This window comes from Leptotrichia wadei (assembly GCF_007990445.1).
GTDB classification, from domain to species: Bacteria; Fusobacteriota; Fusobacteriia; order Fusobacteriales; family Leptotrichiaceae; genus Leptotrichia; species Leptotrichia wadei_A.
The window spans coordinates 1,211,450-1,227,835 of record NZ_AP019841.1; the positions used below are offsets into that span (position 1 = coordinate 1,211,450).

13 protein-coding genes are annotated in these 16,386 nt (G+C 32.7%); 2 read left to right on the forward strand and 11 right to left on the reverse strand.

The genetic code is table 11. The features are described 5' to 3' along the window. Window positions 1–123: 123 nt before the first annotated feature. From folE to FVE74_RS05825, 10 genes are all read right to left on the reverse strand, one after another. The gene (gene folE / locus FVE74_RS05780; protein ID WP_147003641.1) at window positions 124–729 is read right to left on the reverse strand and encodes a GTP cyclohydrolase I FolE; all 606 of its coding nucleotides are present in this window, start codon (window positions 727–729) and stop codon (window positions 124–126) included. A gap of 574 nt (window positions 730–1,303) precedes the next feature. Next, window positions 1,304–1,801, reverse strand: a complete 498-nt coding sequence (gene folK, locus FVE74_RS05785; protein WP_147003642.1) for a 2-amino-4-hydroxy-6-hydroxymethyldihydropteridine diphosphokinase — start codon at window positions 1,799–1,801, stop codon at window positions 1,304–1,306. 14 nt (window positions 1,802–1,815) lie between these two features. Further along, complete coding sequence (folB, locus tag FVE74_RS05790; RefSeq protein WP_147003643.1) at window positions 1,816–2,166, reverse strand: dihydroneopterin aldolase; 351 nt, start codon at window positions 2,164–2,166, stop codon at window positions 1,816–1,818. Window positions 2,167–2,684: 518 nt separating this feature from the next. Further along, window positions 2,685–7,574 carry a beta strand repeat-containing protein gene (locus tag FVE74_RS05795; protein ID WP_172617441.1) on the reverse strand — a complete coding sequence of 1,630 codons (4,890 nt, stop codon included), beginning with the start codon at window positions 7,572–7,574 and terminating at the stop codon, window positions 2,685–2,687. Window positions 7,575–7,601: 27 nt separating this feature from the next. Beyond that, complete coding sequence (locus FVE74_RS05800; protein ID WP_420028887.1) at window positions 7,602–9,812, reverse strand: YadA family autotransporter adhesin; 2,211 nt, start codon at window positions 9,810–9,812, stop codon at window positions 7,602–7,604. Continuing rightward, window positions 9,704–10,420, reverse strand: a complete 717-nt coding sequence (locus FVE74_RS11910; protein ID WP_147003646.1) for a hypothetical protein — start codon at window positions 10,418–10,420, stop codon at window positions 9,704–9,706. Before FVE74_RS11910 ends, FVE74_RS05800 begins: the two co-directional genes overlap by 109 nt. A gap of 383 nt (window positions 10,421–10,803) precedes the next feature. Next, window positions 10,804–11,457: a hypothetical protein gene (locus FVE74_RS05810; RefSeq protein WP_147003647.1), complete on the reverse strand. Its 654-nt coding sequence runs from the start codon at window positions 11,455–11,457 to the stop codon at window positions 10,804–10,806. Window positions 11,458–11,868: 411 nt separating this feature from the next. Further along, entirely contained in the window at window positions 11,869–12,771 is a 903-nt protein-coding gene (galU, locus tag FVE74_RS05815) for a UTP--glucose-1-phosphate uridylyltransferase GalU (RefSeq protein ID WP_147003648.1), read from the reverse strand. A gap of 50 nt (window positions 12,772–12,821) precedes the next feature. After that, entirely contained in the window at window positions 12,822–13,364 is a 543-nt protein-coding gene (locus tag FVE74_RS05820) for a hypothetical protein (protein ID WP_147003649.1), read from the reverse strand. Between the two features lie 133 nt (window positions 13,365–13,497). Next, window positions 13,498–14,007 (reverse strand): PH domain-containing protein, encoded by a 510-nt coding sequence (locus FVE74_RS05825; RefSeq protein ID WP_147003650.1) that lies wholly within the window; start codon window positions 14,005–14,007, stop codon window positions 13,498–13,500. A gap of 202 nt (window positions 14,008–14,209) precedes the next feature. Between FVE74_RS05825 and mscL the strand changes: the two genes are divergently transcribed. Then, on the forward strand, window positions 14,210–14,605 hold the full coding sequence (gene mscL / locus FVE74_RS05830) for a large-conductance mechanosensitive channel protein MscL (RefSeq protein ID WP_147003651.1): 396 nt from the start codon (window positions 14,210–14,212) through the stop codon (window positions 14,603–14,605). Window positions 14,606–14,721: 116 nt separating this feature from the next. Further along, complete coding sequence (locus FVE74_RS05835) at window positions 14,722–15,231, forward strand: DUF5362 family protein (protein ID WP_147003652.1); 510 nt, start codon at window positions 14,722–14,724, stop codon at window positions 15,229–15,231. A gap of 113 nt (window positions 15,232–15,344) precedes the next feature. Here FVE74_RS05835 and FVE74_RS05840 read toward each other — a convergent pair whose 3' ends face one another. Continuing rightward, a complete protein-coding gene (locus FVE74_RS05840) occupies window positions 15,345–16,262 on the reverse strand; it encodes a cell division protein FtsZ (protein WP_232053881.1) in 918 nt (305 codons plus the stop codon). Between the last annotated feature and the right edge of the window lie 124 nt (window positions 16,263–16,386).

Sequence of the window (16,386 nt, forward strand, 5' to 3'; positions counted from 1 at the left end):
TTAATACTATTCCCCGTTCAAAAAGCGAATATTTATTTTAATTATTTGAAAATAATATCAACTAAAAAGATTTACAATATATCTGTTTATTCAAATGGGGTTTAGTATAAATTTAACAATAAACTAAAATTTCCCATCTCTTATACCATCCAAAAACTCTCTCTTCCTGTCTGCATTTTCCTTAAACTCCCCACTATAAAATGAAGTCCTAGTAACAGATCCAATCTTATTAACCCCTCTCATCTCAATACACATATGCCGTGCCTCAACTACAACCGCAACTCCTAGCGGATTCAATATCTCTATCAGTTTCTTAGCCACGTTTACAGTAATCTCTTCCTGAACACTCAATTTTCTAGAAACAAATTCCACTAATCTAGGAATCTTACTAAGCCCAATAACCCTATTATCCTGTGGAATATAAGCAACATGCACTTTCCCAAAAAATGGCAACATATGATGTTCACACATTGAAAAAAACGGAATCTCTTTCACAAGCACCATCTCCTGCGAATCCCCCAAATCTACATCGAATAATTTATAATTCTTAAAGTCATCTACATTTTTTGTACTCAAAATTTCCTCATACATTTTGGCAACTCTTTTTGGTGTTTCAATAAGCCCTTCCCTATCCACATCTTCTCCAACATTTATTAAAATCTCACGCACCGCATTTTCTATATTTTTTAGCCTTGTTTTTTTATCTAAATTATTTTTATTTTTCTCCATTGCATTTTTTCCTTTCTTTTGTTTTAAATAAATTAAGTTTGGTTTCTAATTTTTTATTCTTTTAAAAAAATTCAATTTTATTAAATCCTAAATTTGTATAAGTTTATATAATTTATAATGTAATTATTAATTAAATTAGTTTAATTAAACGCTTACTAATTAATATAACATTCCATTATTTATGTTTTATTTATTTTTTTATATTGTACCAATCAATTACTATATTATTATAATATTTATGTTACAATTACTTTTTATATTTTATAAGTGAATATATTAATAGATAATATAGTTAAGAAGTTAATTAAGTTTAAGAAAAAGTAAAGTTAGTGAAAAACGTTAAATAATATAATAATAAATATTAATAGTATAAATAGTGTATAAAAAAATATAACGTCAAAAAATATAACGTCCGATAATAAAAATATAAAATTTAAAAAATATAAGAATTACAACACAACACTATATTTCTTTTTTTTTCATATTATATTACTAACAACTAACACAACTACTAAAAAAATATATTATGTATATGTAATTCTTTTCAAATCATTTTTTTAAATTAATTTTCAAATTATCCTTCTACTTTTTGTATTTTCTGATCTCCTATTTTAAGCAGTTCATCTATTCTTTTAGCAATTACTTCTTTTCCAAAATAATCTCCATCGTAAATTTCAATTAATGGAACTAAAACAAATAGTCGATTTAACATTTCTTTATGTGGAATTATTAAGTCAGTTTCATCTATTTTTTTATTTGAAAAAATCAAAATATCAATATCAATTGTTCTCGGTCCCCATCTAATTTCACGCTTTCTATCCAGTTCAATTTCAATTTTATTTATAATTTTCAAAATATCCCTTGCTGAAAATTCAGTTTCAATTTTAATTACTCCATTCAGAAACAAATCCTGCTCCAAATATCCAACCGGAGTCGTTTCATACAATCCAGACTTTTCTAATATCTTAATTCCATCAATTTCTCCAATCATGTCAACAGCTTTTTGAATATACTCTTTCCTGTCTCCAATATTTCCACCTAAACTTAAATAAACTTTATTTTTTTGCTCCATTTTTTCACTCCCGCCTAATCCTTTATCTGAATTTCCACACTATCAAAAATCCCATTAATTGGAACTGCCAATTTTCTAATATTTACCTGAACATCTTCAATATTCTCATTCAATTTCTTTATTTCCTTAATAATATCCAAAGCCAACGTCTCCAGCAAATCAACATTACTTTCTTCTACAATCTTTTTAATTTTCCTATAACAGTCACCATAACTTAACGTACTATTTATATCATCATTTTTAATAATTTCTTTTGAAAGCGATATAATTAAGTCAATTTCAATGTTCTGCCCAATTTTTTTCTCTTCTTCGTAAACACCTATATACGAATGAAATTTCATATTATTAATTTTTATTTTATACAATTAAATCTCCTTCACTTTTATTTATTATTATAATTCTAAAAACCTAACGATAAACACAGTATTTTTTACATTTGATTTTTTTGCTTTCTATTTAATTAAATATACTATTATTATTTTAACACATAAAACTTTAAAAATAAATAGTATCTATATAAAAAGAAATTTAATCAGATTTATCGAGATTGATTAGTTACAATTTTTTCTTATAATTAATATTATATGTATATTGAAGTGTATATTAATGATATCAATATCAAAAAAAATAGCGTCCAATAATAAATATCGAATTTATAATTTTTTTTGGTACTAAAAAATATGATGACTAATTTTTATTCTCCTATCTTAATCTATTTTAATTTAAAGAAATCTACAAAAATACAATTAAGATATAAATAATCTTTTTTTGAGCAAGGGGATTAATCCCCTCGCTGTCAGTCATCATAAATAATTTTATAGTTATAATTATTTCTATATTTTTTAGTTTAATTTTTATCTGCAATATAAAAAATATAATTTATCTAACTTCTATTGCTTCTATTACTCACATTGCTCTTGCTCTTCAACTCTTGAACTTCTTGCATTAATTGTCTAATAAGTTCTGAATTTTCCTGATTTTTCCTAGATTCTTGCTCAAGCTGCTGTTTCAATTGTCGACTGTAGCTATCTTTCTGCTCTTCAATAAGTGCAACCATAGATTTCATTCTGTCAAGTTCATTCGGCATAACATCTCTTTTACCAAATTGATACCCAACTCCTAAACCTACCGCCACATCTCGTTTATTGTTCAAACTTGCACTAGCTCTGTAAACAAATCTTCCGCCATCAGAAACTCCACTAAATCCTAAAGCCATAGCTCTACCATTTTTATATGCTCCTCCAGCCACTGCTATATTAAATCTATTTGAAGCCGAGTCATTGATTTGCGGTAAATTAGCCATCGCCGCAACTCCTGCAATTCCAGCTGTCAAGTTATTATTTACTCCTGCCAGTTCTGCTCTTGTCGCTTTGTCGGCAGCACCAGCACTTATAGCATTGTAAACTTGTCGTCCTGTTACTGCGTCGTTACTTGTTGGACTTATATCACCTTCAGCAATATTCGTAACTTTTTTTCCTCCAGCATCAATTCCTGACGATGTCACGCTTGGTCCACCTGTAATTTTAATTCCGTCATCATTAACAACGGTTTTTCCCATAGTAACTCTTCCATTTGGTCCTAAATCAACATTTTCAGCCAGTCTCAATTCCAATGTATCTGGTCCAGCTGCTACAACTCCAATATTTCCAGTAGTAAGCGGTCCTGTTGCTCTACCCATAATATTTAAATTTTGTCCTAAATTACGAGTAACTATCGTTCCATTATCATCTGTATAAGTCAAAGGATTATTTTGAATGTAATTATGCACTGTAGAACCTGTTACTGTATTATTGTCTCCTGCAGCAATATTTCCAGTTCCAATACTGTTTAATTTGTCTTTTGTTCCTTGTGCCAGGTCAACCTTGTAATCAGTTATATTATTTGCATCTTTTGTTCCCTGAGTTACAGAAACAAAGCTGCTTCCACCTGAAACTGTTGTTCCATCAGCATCAACCTTATAAACTATCTGTCCATTTGAACCTGTTGAACTAGTCACATTTGTGTTTGTTCCGCCAATTACTTCCGATTTTGAAGCGTTAATAGCTGTTGTTAAATTATTTACAGCATTTCCTAATTGACTAACATTTACTGCATCTGTCGGAGCAACTCCTGCAGCAATATTTGTAATTCTATTTCCACCATTGTCAAGTCCGCTATTTGTAAGTGAAACTGACTTGCTAGGATCCGCTGCTGACTTATTAATTGTCACTCCAGAAGAATTTACGGTCGTTGTATTTCCTGCTGCATTTGTGTAAGTGTTTCCTGCCGCAGTTGCCACATTTTTATTTCCTGCTGCATCAGTAATGGTTGTACCTTGTCCATTAGTTACAGTTGTATTTCCTGCTCCATCATCCGCCGTAAATGTCTTAGCTTTTACAGAATTAAATTCTGGATTTTCAGTTATTCCAACTATAATTTTACCATTTCCTGCTCCATCTGACACATATGATGTTTCAAGATTTTGTCCTTTATAATTTACTCCGCCACTTGCAAAATCTCCGCTCTCAACAGTCAATCTGCTTCCCAATTGCTGTCTAGTTCCAGCCGTATTATTATCAGCACCATAAATTATTCCTTCATTTACTTTAGCTATCGTTTGATCAACAGCATCTTTAAATGTTGTCGGCGCTGCTCCAGTCGAACCATTTACATTTTTTAGTCCAGCAAATGTTGGATTTGAAAACCCAGTTCCAGACAGATCAACTGTCAATCCCAATTGAGTTCCCAAATTATTCAACTGGCTTCCATTTATGGCCTCTTTTGAAGATGAAGAAATCTTTCCTTTTCCTACATTATCTAATGTACTTGGATTTGTAGTACTTCCATCAGCATTTAATAAACTATGTTGAATATCACTTGGATTAATTGCTACTGCACCTGGCAATAGATTTCCATTTACATCAACATCCGATGCTTTATAGTAATTTCCGTTTACTTTAACAATTTTTTCTCCAGCAGCATTTGTATAAACTACAGGTCCATTATAAGTTGATTTATTTATAGCTTTATCCAATTGACTAACATTTACTGCATCCGTTGGATTTACTCCTGCCGCAACATTTGTAATTTTATTTCCACCGTTATCAAGTCCGTTATCTGTAAGTGAAACAGACTTGCTAGGATCTGCTGCTGATTTATTGATCACTACTCCTGTAGGATTTATAACAGTTGTATTTCCTGCCGCATTTGTATAAGTAGTTCCTGATGGTGTAGTTATCGCTTTATTTCCAGCCGCATCACTAATTATCAATCCTGATGTATCAAACTTATTATTTCCAGCAGTTATACTATTAACATTAATATCATTTTTCAAGCTATATGTAAATGTTCCACCTGACTGGTCTACATTTAAATTATCTCCAGCCTGTAATTTTACTGTTTCTCCTGGCGTTACCAATTTATTTGATACACTTCCAGATGTTGTTCCTGTTCCTGTACTTCCTGCTACTGCATTCCATCCCGAATTATTTACAGCATTTTGAATTGCAGTTGCTACATCTCCTGCTGTTGCATAAGTATTTCCGCTTGTTACTGGTGTTACTGTCGTTTTCCCGCCTGTTGTCGATGTATTCAGTCCAGACTGCGCAATTGTAATATTTATCGTATCTCCACTTGCCGTTGTTGTTATCCCATTGCTTCCTGTTATGTTAAATTCTAGTCCCCCATCTTTATTCAATGACTGTTTTGTCGTTATATTTCCATCTGAAGCCTTTAAATTTATTGTATTATCCCCAAGTTTATTTATCGCATTTGCAACTGTCTGTCCTGTTACCGCTTGATTTCCTGTTCCAGCTGGTACAGTAACTTTTCCACCTGTCGAAGAAGTTAGCGGTGTTGAATTTGTCAATGTCAATGACGGTGTTGTAACTCCATTATCGTTAATTACCGTATTTCCACCATTTGTCGTAATACTATTAATTCCTGCAACTGTCGGGTTCAAGCTGTATTTCACTTCTCCATTCGGTCCAACTGTTACTACCGTATTATCTCCATCTTTAAAATCCAGTCCGTTTGCCAGTGTCGTTGTTAAACCTGTTCCGCTGTTTGCCTTGTAAGTTAGGTTTGTATTTGCAGCCACTTTACTTGTATCTACCGACAAATCATAATTTACATGTCCATCTCCTGAATCCACCTTTGAAACTACAGTTACTGAACTGTCATTTGAAGTTACTGTCGTTTTCGATGCTTTCCCTACATTTGTTATCGCCGTTGCCACATCTCCTGCTTTCGCATAACTGTTATTATCCCCTGCTGTTACTGTCGTTGAGCCTGGCGCCGCTGTCAATGTCGTATTTTTTACTGACACTGTGTAATCTGTAATATTGTTTGAACCTGGCGTACCTGTCGCCACTGTCACTCCATCTCCTGCTACTACTCTCGCTCCATTCGCATTTATTGTATATGTAGTCGTTGTTGTTCCATCTGAATTTTGAACATCATTTTTAACTATATCTTTTATATTTGTTCCTGCTACTACATCTATTGATTTTCTTGCAATATTACTTATTACTTTATTTCCATCATTATTGATATTGCTTAAACTTTTGTTTGCCGCATCCAGTTTTGTAACATCTACCGACAAATCATACACGTCTTGATTTCCGCTTGTTGTTTTATTTATTACAACCGAACTGTCATTCGATGTCACTTTTGTTTTCGTGCTGTCTACATAATCTTTATTTGTTGCATCTGTTCCCACTGTTGGTGCATTATTTATTGTAACTTTTGGTGTTGTAATTCCATTGTCGTTAATTACCGTATTTCCACCATTTGTTGAGATGTTGTCCAATCCAGTTAAATTTTTTGCTAATTGAATATTTAAAGTATTATTTCCATCTGCTATAACAGCTATATTCCCTGATGTTGTTGCTCCTGTTGCTCCGCCTTTTATATCCAGCTGATCTCCCAATTTTCTAGTTACAACTGTTCCGCTATCTCCTCCAAATTTTAAAGGATTATTGTTGATTAAGTCTGTTTTTGCATTAGTTATTGCTGTATTTACAGTATCTCCTGTCACTAATTTAGTGTCTCCTGCCGCTACTTTCCCTGACTTATCTATTGTAATATTGTAAATTGTATGTCCGTCTGGTGATGTATTATCAGTAGCTACATTTATTGAACTGTCTGGCGATTTTACTTCTGTTTTTGCTGCTTTTGCCGCATTAGTTATTGCAGTTGCCACATCTCCTGCTTTCGCATAACTGTTATTATCCCCTGCTGTTACTGTCGTTGAGCCTGGCGCCGCTGTCAATGTCGTATTTTTTACTGACACTGTGTAATCTGTAATATTGTTTGAACCTGGCGTACCTGTCGCCACTGTCACTCCATCTCCTGCTACTACTCTCGCTCCATTCACATTTATTGTATATGTAGTCGTTGTTGTTCCATCTGAATTTTGAACATCATTTTTAACTATATTCTTTATATTCGTTCCTGCTACTACATCTACTGATTTTCTTGCAATGCCGCTTATTACTTTGTTTCCATCATTATTGATATTGCTTAAACTTTTGTTTGCCGCATCCAGTTTTGTAACATCTACTGACAGGTCATAGTTTTTATGTCCATCTGGCTTTGTAGTTTCTGTCACTGTTATTGAATTATCATCTGAAGATACTGTTGTTTTTGCTGCTTTTACTTGGCTCACATTTGCTGCATCCGTATCAGCCGTTCCAGGAGCGACATTTGTTATTTTTTTGTTTCCAGCATCAATTCCGTTGTTATTTATTGTCACAGGCCCTACTTTTAAGCTTCCAGTTGACCCTAAATCCACATCTTTTTTCAATGAATATGTATATTTTTACGAACCTGTCGCCAAATTTTGCTCTACTTCCAAATTTTTACCCGCAACAAATTGAACTTCATCTCCAGGCATAACCTGTGTTGATGTTGCGGAACCGCTTAAATTTCCACCAGCATTTGCCTTCCAAGTTTTCCCAAGTTCATTTGCTACTGCAAATAATTGTGAACCATTGATTGCATCTGTACTTGTTGCTGTTACTCTACCAGCTGCAACATTTTGAATTTGTCTTTCTCTTCCAGCCGATCCAACTGAAAATGCAGCATCAGGATTACTTCCTGCAAAAGTTCCATAAGTAATGCTCTTTCCAGTTCCAGGTACTGTTATTGTCGCTTTTGAAACACCTGTTGTCGCTGATGTAGAAGAATCTGAACCGATTGCAACATCTTTCACCGCATTAACTGTTGATCTGTTTCCAATAGCCATTGAATTATCCTTGCTTGCATTTGAACCTTGACCAATTGCTATCGCTGCATTTCCTGTTGCTTTCGAGTATGAACCAACAGCCACCGAGTTATTAGTAGAAGCAGTAGAATTTGTACCGATACTTACAACATTATCTACTGTCACTTTTTTAGTTGCATTTGTTCCAACTATGATATTATTTCCTCCAACTATTTCTTGTCCTGCCTGAAATCCTATTATAGTGTTAGAACCTCCATTTAAACCTTTAGCAGATTGATATCCCATAGAAATATTATGTCCGCCAGTTACTTTTTGTCCTGCTTGATATCCTATGGCTGTATTACCTACTCCATCAGTATTCTGTCCTGAATCTGATCCTATCGATACATTACTGCTGCTTTTTACTCCAATTCCTGCATTAATCCCCATAGATGTATTGTTGTCACCAACTACATTTTGTCCTGAACCTGACCCAAATGCAACGTTATTAGTCCCAATTATATTTTGACCAGCACTATGTCCTACGGCTGTATTATGTCCTATAGATGATGTTACATTTCTTCCAGCATTTGTTCCTATAGCAATGTTATCTCCACCACCTGAACTTGTTGTTGTTACATTTTGACCAGCATTTGTTCCTATGGCTACATTACTTCCACCTCCATTTGCAATTACATTTTGTCCGGCATTTAACCCTATGGCCGTGTTAGATGACGCTTCAACATTTTGTCCCGAATTCATTCCTATTGCTGTATTAGTATTTCCAGTAACAGTTTTTCCTGCTCTAAGTCCAAATGCTGAATTCCCATCTCCTTTGCTATCTTGACCTGCATTAGTTCCCAGATAGCTGTTAAATTGACCATTCATTCCTTTTCCAGCTTCGTAACCTATTGAAATATTTTTAATATCATAATTACTTACAGTTAAATCACGGCCTGTTTCTGCAGAATTACCTATTGCTATATTACTATCATGATTAGCCTGCGTTCCCTTTCCTATTGCAACTGCTTTATCTCCTCTTGCACTAGAATTTGTACCAATCGCTATTGCATCTTTTGCTAATCCAAAAGTAGCTCCTGAACCATTTCCAGCTTTTGAATTTAATCCAAATGCAATTGATCCTTCTGAAGTTGAAGCTGAGTTTTCACCAATTGCTATACCATTTGCCGCACTTACGCCAGCATTATTACCAAAAATAAGAGCATTGTTTGCAGTCACCTCTACTGTATTGTTATTCCCTATAACACGGTTTCCTGAAGTTGCTCCTTTTATGTTATTGTTATTACCAAATACTCCTAAATTACTTGCTGCAATAGTTCCATTATCATTCCCTAATGAATAAGTTCCAGCTCCTGTAATTGTAGTCGGATCTCCAATCGCTCCTGAACCAACCCCGCTTACAACATTTCCTGTCCCAATTGAAATAGTATTTTTAGCTATTGCCTTTGCACCTGTTCCTATTGCTACTGCATTTATCCCGTTAGCACCAGCTGTACCTGTTGCAGCATTTCCATCTCCAGCTCTTGAATCCAGTCCAATTGCTACAGCCCCTTTGCTGTTGGCTTCCGCACCATATCCCATTGATGTTGCAGATTCTCCAACTGTCTTTACTTTTGTTCCTATGGCAATTGATGTTTTTCCTTTAGAACTTGCTGCTCCTCCTAATGCTATAGAGCCCTCTCCTTCTGAACTCGCACCTACTCCCAATGCTGTTGAATATGCTCCTGATGCCTTTGTTTTTGTCCCGAATGCAGTTGACAGGTGTCCTGATGAAGTAGATTTGCTATAGATCCCGCTCCGCCTGATTCTGTTTTTACATATGTAGTTGTCCCTATCAAATCTACTCCTGTTAAATTCTTAAAAACTACTCCAGCTATACTGTTTGCCTGATTCAAGTCATCTCCACCAATTGCTATTGAAGAAGATCCGCTTGCAATTGTGTCTCCACCTATACTTATAGATTGGTCTCCCGTTGCCTGCGCTCCTCCAGCATTTTGAATATTTCCACCAATTGCTACCGCTTGACCACCTGAAGCTTTAGAATTATAACCCACGGCCACTCCTGAAGATGCTAGCGACTGGGCATCCTTACCAATCGATATTGCACCATTTCCAGTAGATGTTGTATCTCCTCCTATTGCTATTGCAAATGCTGATCCAGAATTTGAGGCATTTGCATTATTACCTATCGCTATCGCAGTAGATACCGCTGCCGCACTTGTTTTTTTTACAGACTGGTTATTAGGTGATCCGGCAGTTTCACCTATTGTTATTGATGCTTCTGCTTTCTCGCTTGTCAATATTTCACTAGCAACTACAGTCGTAGCCAGTGATGCCACTCTCGCCACTTTACTAAATAATACTTTTGAAATTTTTTTCTTATTTTTCTTTTTCGTTTTCGTTTTCGTTTTCATTTGACCTCCAAATCAATTCCTTTTTTATAAAGATTACATAATTTTCTGTTATTAATAACTTTTTTATTTCCATTTATTGCTTTTTTTAAATTTCACATATTAAATTTTATAAATTATTTAGAAATCTCTTTTTATTTCTCTTATTTTAGAATATATTATACTTTACTTTTTAAGATTTAACAAGTTTTTTTTTTATATAACACCTGTTTTTTTTATTATTTTTTATTTTCCATTTAATTATCGTCAGAATATAAATCTTAATATTTCTAAAAAAGGTCAAAAAATCTCAAAAATAAAAAAACTTTAGGCTTATATCACACTTTTTATAACTGATATTCACTTAATTATTTGTTATTATTGATTTCTTTTGACCTTATTAATATTTATCTTTTTTCAATATTCGCTTCCTCTAATGTCATTCCATATTTTTTTCCATACTGCTCTTCAAATTTTTGATGGAATAAATCTCTCAATTCCTTTTGAACAACATTCTTTGGCTCCAAATATCTTCTCTTTATTTCTGCCTCTTTTTCTGGCCTTGTATATTTTGCATAAGCTGTATAAGGCAAATCGCTGTAAACCTTATCTGACGGATCCAACTTTTTGTCTTCTATCAATTTTTTCCAAACATATTTATTTTCGGTATTTGCCACATAATACTGAATTTCATCAACTTCCATTTTCGAACCTTCCACTCTGGCACCTGGCGTATCAAGCCTGCACAATCTCACCATTTCCCCAGTAATGCTGTCCTCTCTCAAAATCGAATGACCTCTTTTCTTTCTGCAATGTTTCGCCGGAGCATCATCCAAATCTGAATAGACTATTATTTCATTGCTTTTATCTCTTTCATTCAAAAATTTTGTTCTATACTGCTTCCCGTCTGACCCCATCTTAGGAAATCTATTACTTTCCCTAGAATATGGCACTACATATCTCTTTCCTTCAATTTCACGAGATTCCCCCACAATCCCTGTCGAATACAAGTTTATTACAATTAAAGCCATTCCTGCAATTATTAATCCTTTTTTCTTCACTTCCATTTCTCCTTTTCTATTTACTGTAGTTACTTGCAAAAGTCTATTTTATTTCAACAAAAATTCAACTTTCGAGACATTGCTTTTCCTCTTTAAAACCCCTAAAATTAATTTCTCAAAAAATTCTATCATAATTTACATATTTGTGTCAATTACATTTACTAAACTTTTATTATACTTGTTAATTTTACTAACAAAATACCTTTCCCCCTTACAAAGAAATTCACAACAGTTCTGTCACTCAATGGAAAACGATATAGAATAAATAAAAAAAGACTAACTTCTGTTTTTATGCAGAAATTAATCTTTATTAATCAGGTTCCAGCGAACTGCTCCTACTTTTAGAAACGGAAGCTTCTTGGGAAGTATCTGCTTTTACTACCAATCTCTTCAGGCAATCCCTGCAAAGAACTATAATTTTTCTATTAAGCCTTTTAAATATTCTTTTACTCTATCCTTTAGTTCTTCATGCCTAAGTCCAAATTCGACATTTGCAACAAACATTCCAAATTTATCTCCAGTATCGTATCTCAATCCATCAAAATTATATGCATATAATTTTTCACCATTATTTTTCATTGCCAAAATTGCATCTGTCAACTGTATTTCTCCACCTTTTCCAGGTTTTGTATTTTTTAAATATGAAAAAATTTCAGGCTCCAGCACATAACGTCCTAGTGCGGCAAGATTACTTGGCGCTTCATCAACAGACGGCTTTTCAATAAAATCTTCCACAGCCACTGTTTTTTCATCAATCTTTTTCAATGGCTTTATTATTCCATATTTTGAAACATTTTTATGAGGAACTTCCTGAACTCCTAAAATTGTTCCGCCTTGCAGTTCCTTATATTTCTCCACAAGCTGTTTCGTAACAGGAAGCTGTCCTTTTTCCTTATCTGTGTAAATAATGTCATCTCCCAGAAGCACAACAAATGGCTCATCTCCCACAAAGGCTTCAGCACAGCTTATCGCATGCCCTAATCCCAATGGCTTTTTCTGACGCACATAATAAATATTTGACATTTCAGAAATATGATTTACCACTTTCAAAAGATCTTTTTTCCCATTTTCTTCCAAAGTTCTTTCAAGTTCATACGAATAATCAAAATGATTTTCAATTGATCCCTTATTTCTTCCAGTAATAATTAAAATTTCTTCAATTCCGGCTGCCAAAAGCTCCTCCACAAGATACTGCAATGCCGGCTTATCCACAATTACAAGCATTTCCTTAGGCTGTGCCTTTGTCGCAGGCAATACTCTTGTTCCAAGTCCTGCTGCTGGAATAACGGCTTTCCTTATTTTTTTCACACCCATAAACTACCTCCTGTTATATTTAATAAGAACATCTTTTTCAAATTAAAGAACTAAAATATATGACCTTCATCAGAATAACTAACTTTTACTGCCAATGGCTCAAATAAGTTTAATTTATCAAAATATTCTTTTGCCTTTGAATTGGCTATCATCTGATATTCCTTTGTTTTCAAGTCGTATTCATATTTTCCAATTATAATAATACTTTTTTCATCTGGAAACTGTACATAAAATCGTACAATTTCTTTGTCAGGCAACGGATCTTTTCCAAGATTTTTTGTATCGATTTTTGTAAAAAAATTCTTATATTCGTTAAATTTTTTGTAAAATTCCTTTTTAAATTCATCATTTGTAGTCGTTGGGGTTGCTTTTATCGTAACTCCTATATTAGCATTATAATCCTCATCTTCAATTGTATAATAAGCCATTTTAACATTGTCACTATCACAAAAAATATCATTCGTTCTTTTTTCAGCTTGAATTTTTTTAATAACTCTATCTAAAAAAGTGTCAGGATTATTTGCAAAACTGCAGGTGTTGCTAAATCCCTGTATTCCCAATAAAAACAAAAGTGATGATACTATTTTTTTCATCTTATCTACTTCCTTCCAAATATAATCAAATTAATAATATGTTTTAATTATACCATAATTTTTAAAATTAATGAAATATTTTTAATCTGTCATTTTTTTATTTTTTATACACCCTTTAAAATCATTCAAAATGCTATTTTAAAAGTTCATTTTTTTTCTTTTCAAACTCATTCCTTGTTATAACTCCTTCATCCATCAATTTTTTCAATTTTATAATCTCATCAGCAACAGAAGATCCAGAAGACTTTTGCGATTTTTCAAATTCTCCTATCGTTTCATTTACAGCGTTCACAAATGGAATAAGCGTTTTTTTCAAAATATTCTTCACTTTAAACATCGAAGCCCCATCCCATATCTCCACTTCTCCCATAAACAGCCCCTTTTTATACTTCACCGCATTTACCTTCCCAAGCGGAATTTCAATCTGATTTACTCCAAACAGCATCCCCTTATCCAAAAGAATAATCCTTTTAGTCGTAGAAACAACAAGCCAAGTATGCCCATCATACCATCCCGAAGTAGCATAAGTAATAATTTCATCATTTTTAATAATTCTTGTCAATTCCTTAACTTCCTTCTTTGTTCCGACAATAAAAGCCCCGCAATCTGACAACATCTGTCGTATATCCTTTAAATTTCTCATATTTAATAATCTCCTTTTTAATAACATTATTTGTCTAATTAATTGTACTATATTTTTTTAAATTATTCAATTCCATAATTTTCAGAACTTAAATAAAGCCATTATAATTTTTTCTTTGAAAAGGCATAAAATAAAAAGGTTGCAATTTTTGAAAAAATACATTATAATTAACGATATATATTTGAAAGGAGAGTTATTTTTAATGTTTAAGGAATTTAAGGAATTTATATCAAGAGGAAATGTAATGGATCTTGCAGTTGGGGTTATAATTGGAGCCGCTTTCGGGAAAATAGTAACTTCGTTAGTTGATGACATAATTATGCCTGTTATTGGAATAATTTTAGGAAAAATTGACTTTTCAAATTTAAAATTAGTTATTACGCCTGCTAGCGGTTCAACTCCAGAAGCTGCAGTAAAATACGGATTATTTATTCAAAATGTAGTTAATTTCTTTATTATGGCTTTTGTTATCTTTCTTATGGTAAAATTTGTAAATAAATTAAGAAAACCTGCTCCAGTTGAAAAACCAGCTGAACCAGCTCCAACAAAAGAAGAAGTATTATTATCTGAAATCAGAGATATTTTAAAAAATAAATAATCAGAGTTATAATTTATAGACGGAATTAAAAAATATTCCGTCTAATCTTTTTTAAAAAAATTTATAACTATTTCGCTATGGAAAACGATATTAAGTTAAATATTATGGAGGTTATTATGGAGTTTGAAAATAATAAAAATAATGATAGCAATGAACAGCATCATTCAAATTACAATATGGAAGAACTGGATAAAATAAGAAATGAAGTAATTAATGATTCCAGCAATTCAAGTTCAAATGATTCTTGTTTTAGTTCTGAAGATAATGCAAATGGCTCAATCACCTTGACTTTAGATGATCTGACTGTAAAAAATATGAGATTTATAGCAACGGTAATAAAAGTTCTATCAGTTTTAGGAATTATTGTAGGAGTCTTTCAAATATTAATATTATTTCTTGGAATTTTTACTATTATAATTTCAATTAAATTTTTTAAATCGGCAAATGCTCTGGAAGATACTCTTATTACAAAAAATGGGGAACAATTAAAAATATACTTCGACGAACAGTCTAAAGCCTTAAAATTATATATTATCTTTATAATAGTCAGCATTATTATAGTTATCCTTCTTTACGGATTTCTTATGGCATTTGCAATAGGTGCTTTAGCCAGCGATTCATTATAACTTTTAAGTTAAATCTTTAAAATAGATTTACTATTTAAATTGAGAGCGCTCAAAATTTTGTGTAAATGTATATACAAAATGTCCACACTCTCATTTTTTTAATTTTATAAAAATTATACGCTCGATATTACAACTGTTTTTATCTTATTAATCTCATCATAGCTTGGATTAATTACAACCCCCCATATTAAATTAACATTTTTATCCTTTACAATATCTGAAATTCTTTCTGTAATTTTTCCAATATCCACAAGAGAAACACTTGGTCCAGTCGTATAATTTATTAAAACTCTTTTAGCATTTTCCAATTTCCCTTCAAACAAGTTATTTTCCATAAGCTGTTCAATTATTTTCTCAACAGCATTATCTCCCTTGCCTTCTCCAACCCTAATAATCGTATTTTTAGCATTATGAAGAACAGCTTTTACATCCAGAAAATCAATATTCATAAATCCGACTTCAGTCAAAATATTTACAATTCCTTCAATTCCTTCCTTTATAATTAAATTTACCGTATTATAAACAGACTCAAGCGGCTCTTTCCTGTCAATATAGTTATACAGTTTTTCATTTGGAATAACAATTAAACTATCTGTAAGTTTCTCGATTTTCTTTATCCCTGTATTTGCAATTTTCAAAGTTTCAAACCCTTCCAAATAAAATGGACGAGCAACAATGCTAATTGTAAAAATCTTCAATTTCTTTGCAATTTCAAGAACAACAGGCATTATTCCACTTCCAGTAGATCCACCAAGCCCAGAAATTAAAAATAGAATATTTGTCCCCAAAAGCAATTCCTGAAACTGATTTTCACATTGAAATGCCACCCTTTCAGCCTGCTCCCTGCTACATTCCTTAACGCCAGTATCCAAAAAAATCTTCTTCTCCGCATGACTCAATCCAGAATTTTCACTATCTGTATCAATCGTTATATATTCGACTTTCTTCACACCCGAAGCTATCATAAAGTTAACAAAATTTATCCCCATCCCGCCAATTCCAATAACTTTCATATTCATCTTATCTTTCATACCGTTATCCTGCTCTTGCAAATACAAATTATATGCAAATCTCCCTTCCATTAAAGATTTTTAACATCAAAAGTGAACTACTCCCGCTTTTAGAAGTGGGAGCTTCTTGGGAAGTATCTGCTTT

Excerpts from the sequence above, each read along its gene's own strand:
- folE (WP_147003641.1), bottom strand. The coding sequence starts at position 729 with ATGGAGAAAAATAAAAATAATTTAGATAAAAAAACAAGGCTAAAAAAT.
- folK (WP_147003642.1), bottom strand. The coding sequence starts at position 1,801 with ATGGAGCAAAAAAATAAAGTTTATTTAAGTTTAGGTGGAAATATTGGA.
- FVE74_RS11910 (WP_147003646.1), bottom strand. The coding sequence starts at position 10,420 with ATGAAAACGAAAACGAAAACGAAAAAGAAAAATAAGAAAAAAATTTCA.
- galU (WP_147003648.1), bottom strand. The coding sequence starts at position 12,771 with ATGGGTGTGAAAAAAATAAGGAAAGCCGTTATTCCAGCAGCAGGACTT.
- FVE74_RS05820 (WP_147003649.1), bottom strand. The coding sequence starts at position 13,364 with ATGAAAAAAATAGTATCATCACTTTTGTTTTTATTGGGAATACAGGGA.
- FVE74_RS05825 (WP_147003650.1), bottom strand. The coding sequence starts at position 14,007 with ATGAGAAATTTAAAGGATATACGACAGATGTTGTCAGATTGCGGGGCT.
- mscL (WP_147003651.1), top strand. The coding sequence starts at position 14,210 with ATGTTTAAGGAATTTAAGGAATTTATATCAAGAGGAAATGTAATGGAT.
- FVE74_RS05835 (WP_147003652.1), top strand. The coding sequence starts at position 14,722 with ATGGAGTTTGAAAATAATAAAAATAATGATAGCAATGAACAGCATCAT.
- FVE74_RS05840 (WP_232053881.1), bottom strand. The coding sequence starts at position 16,262 with ATGAAAGATAAGATGAATATGAAAGTTATTGGAATTGGCGGGATGGGG.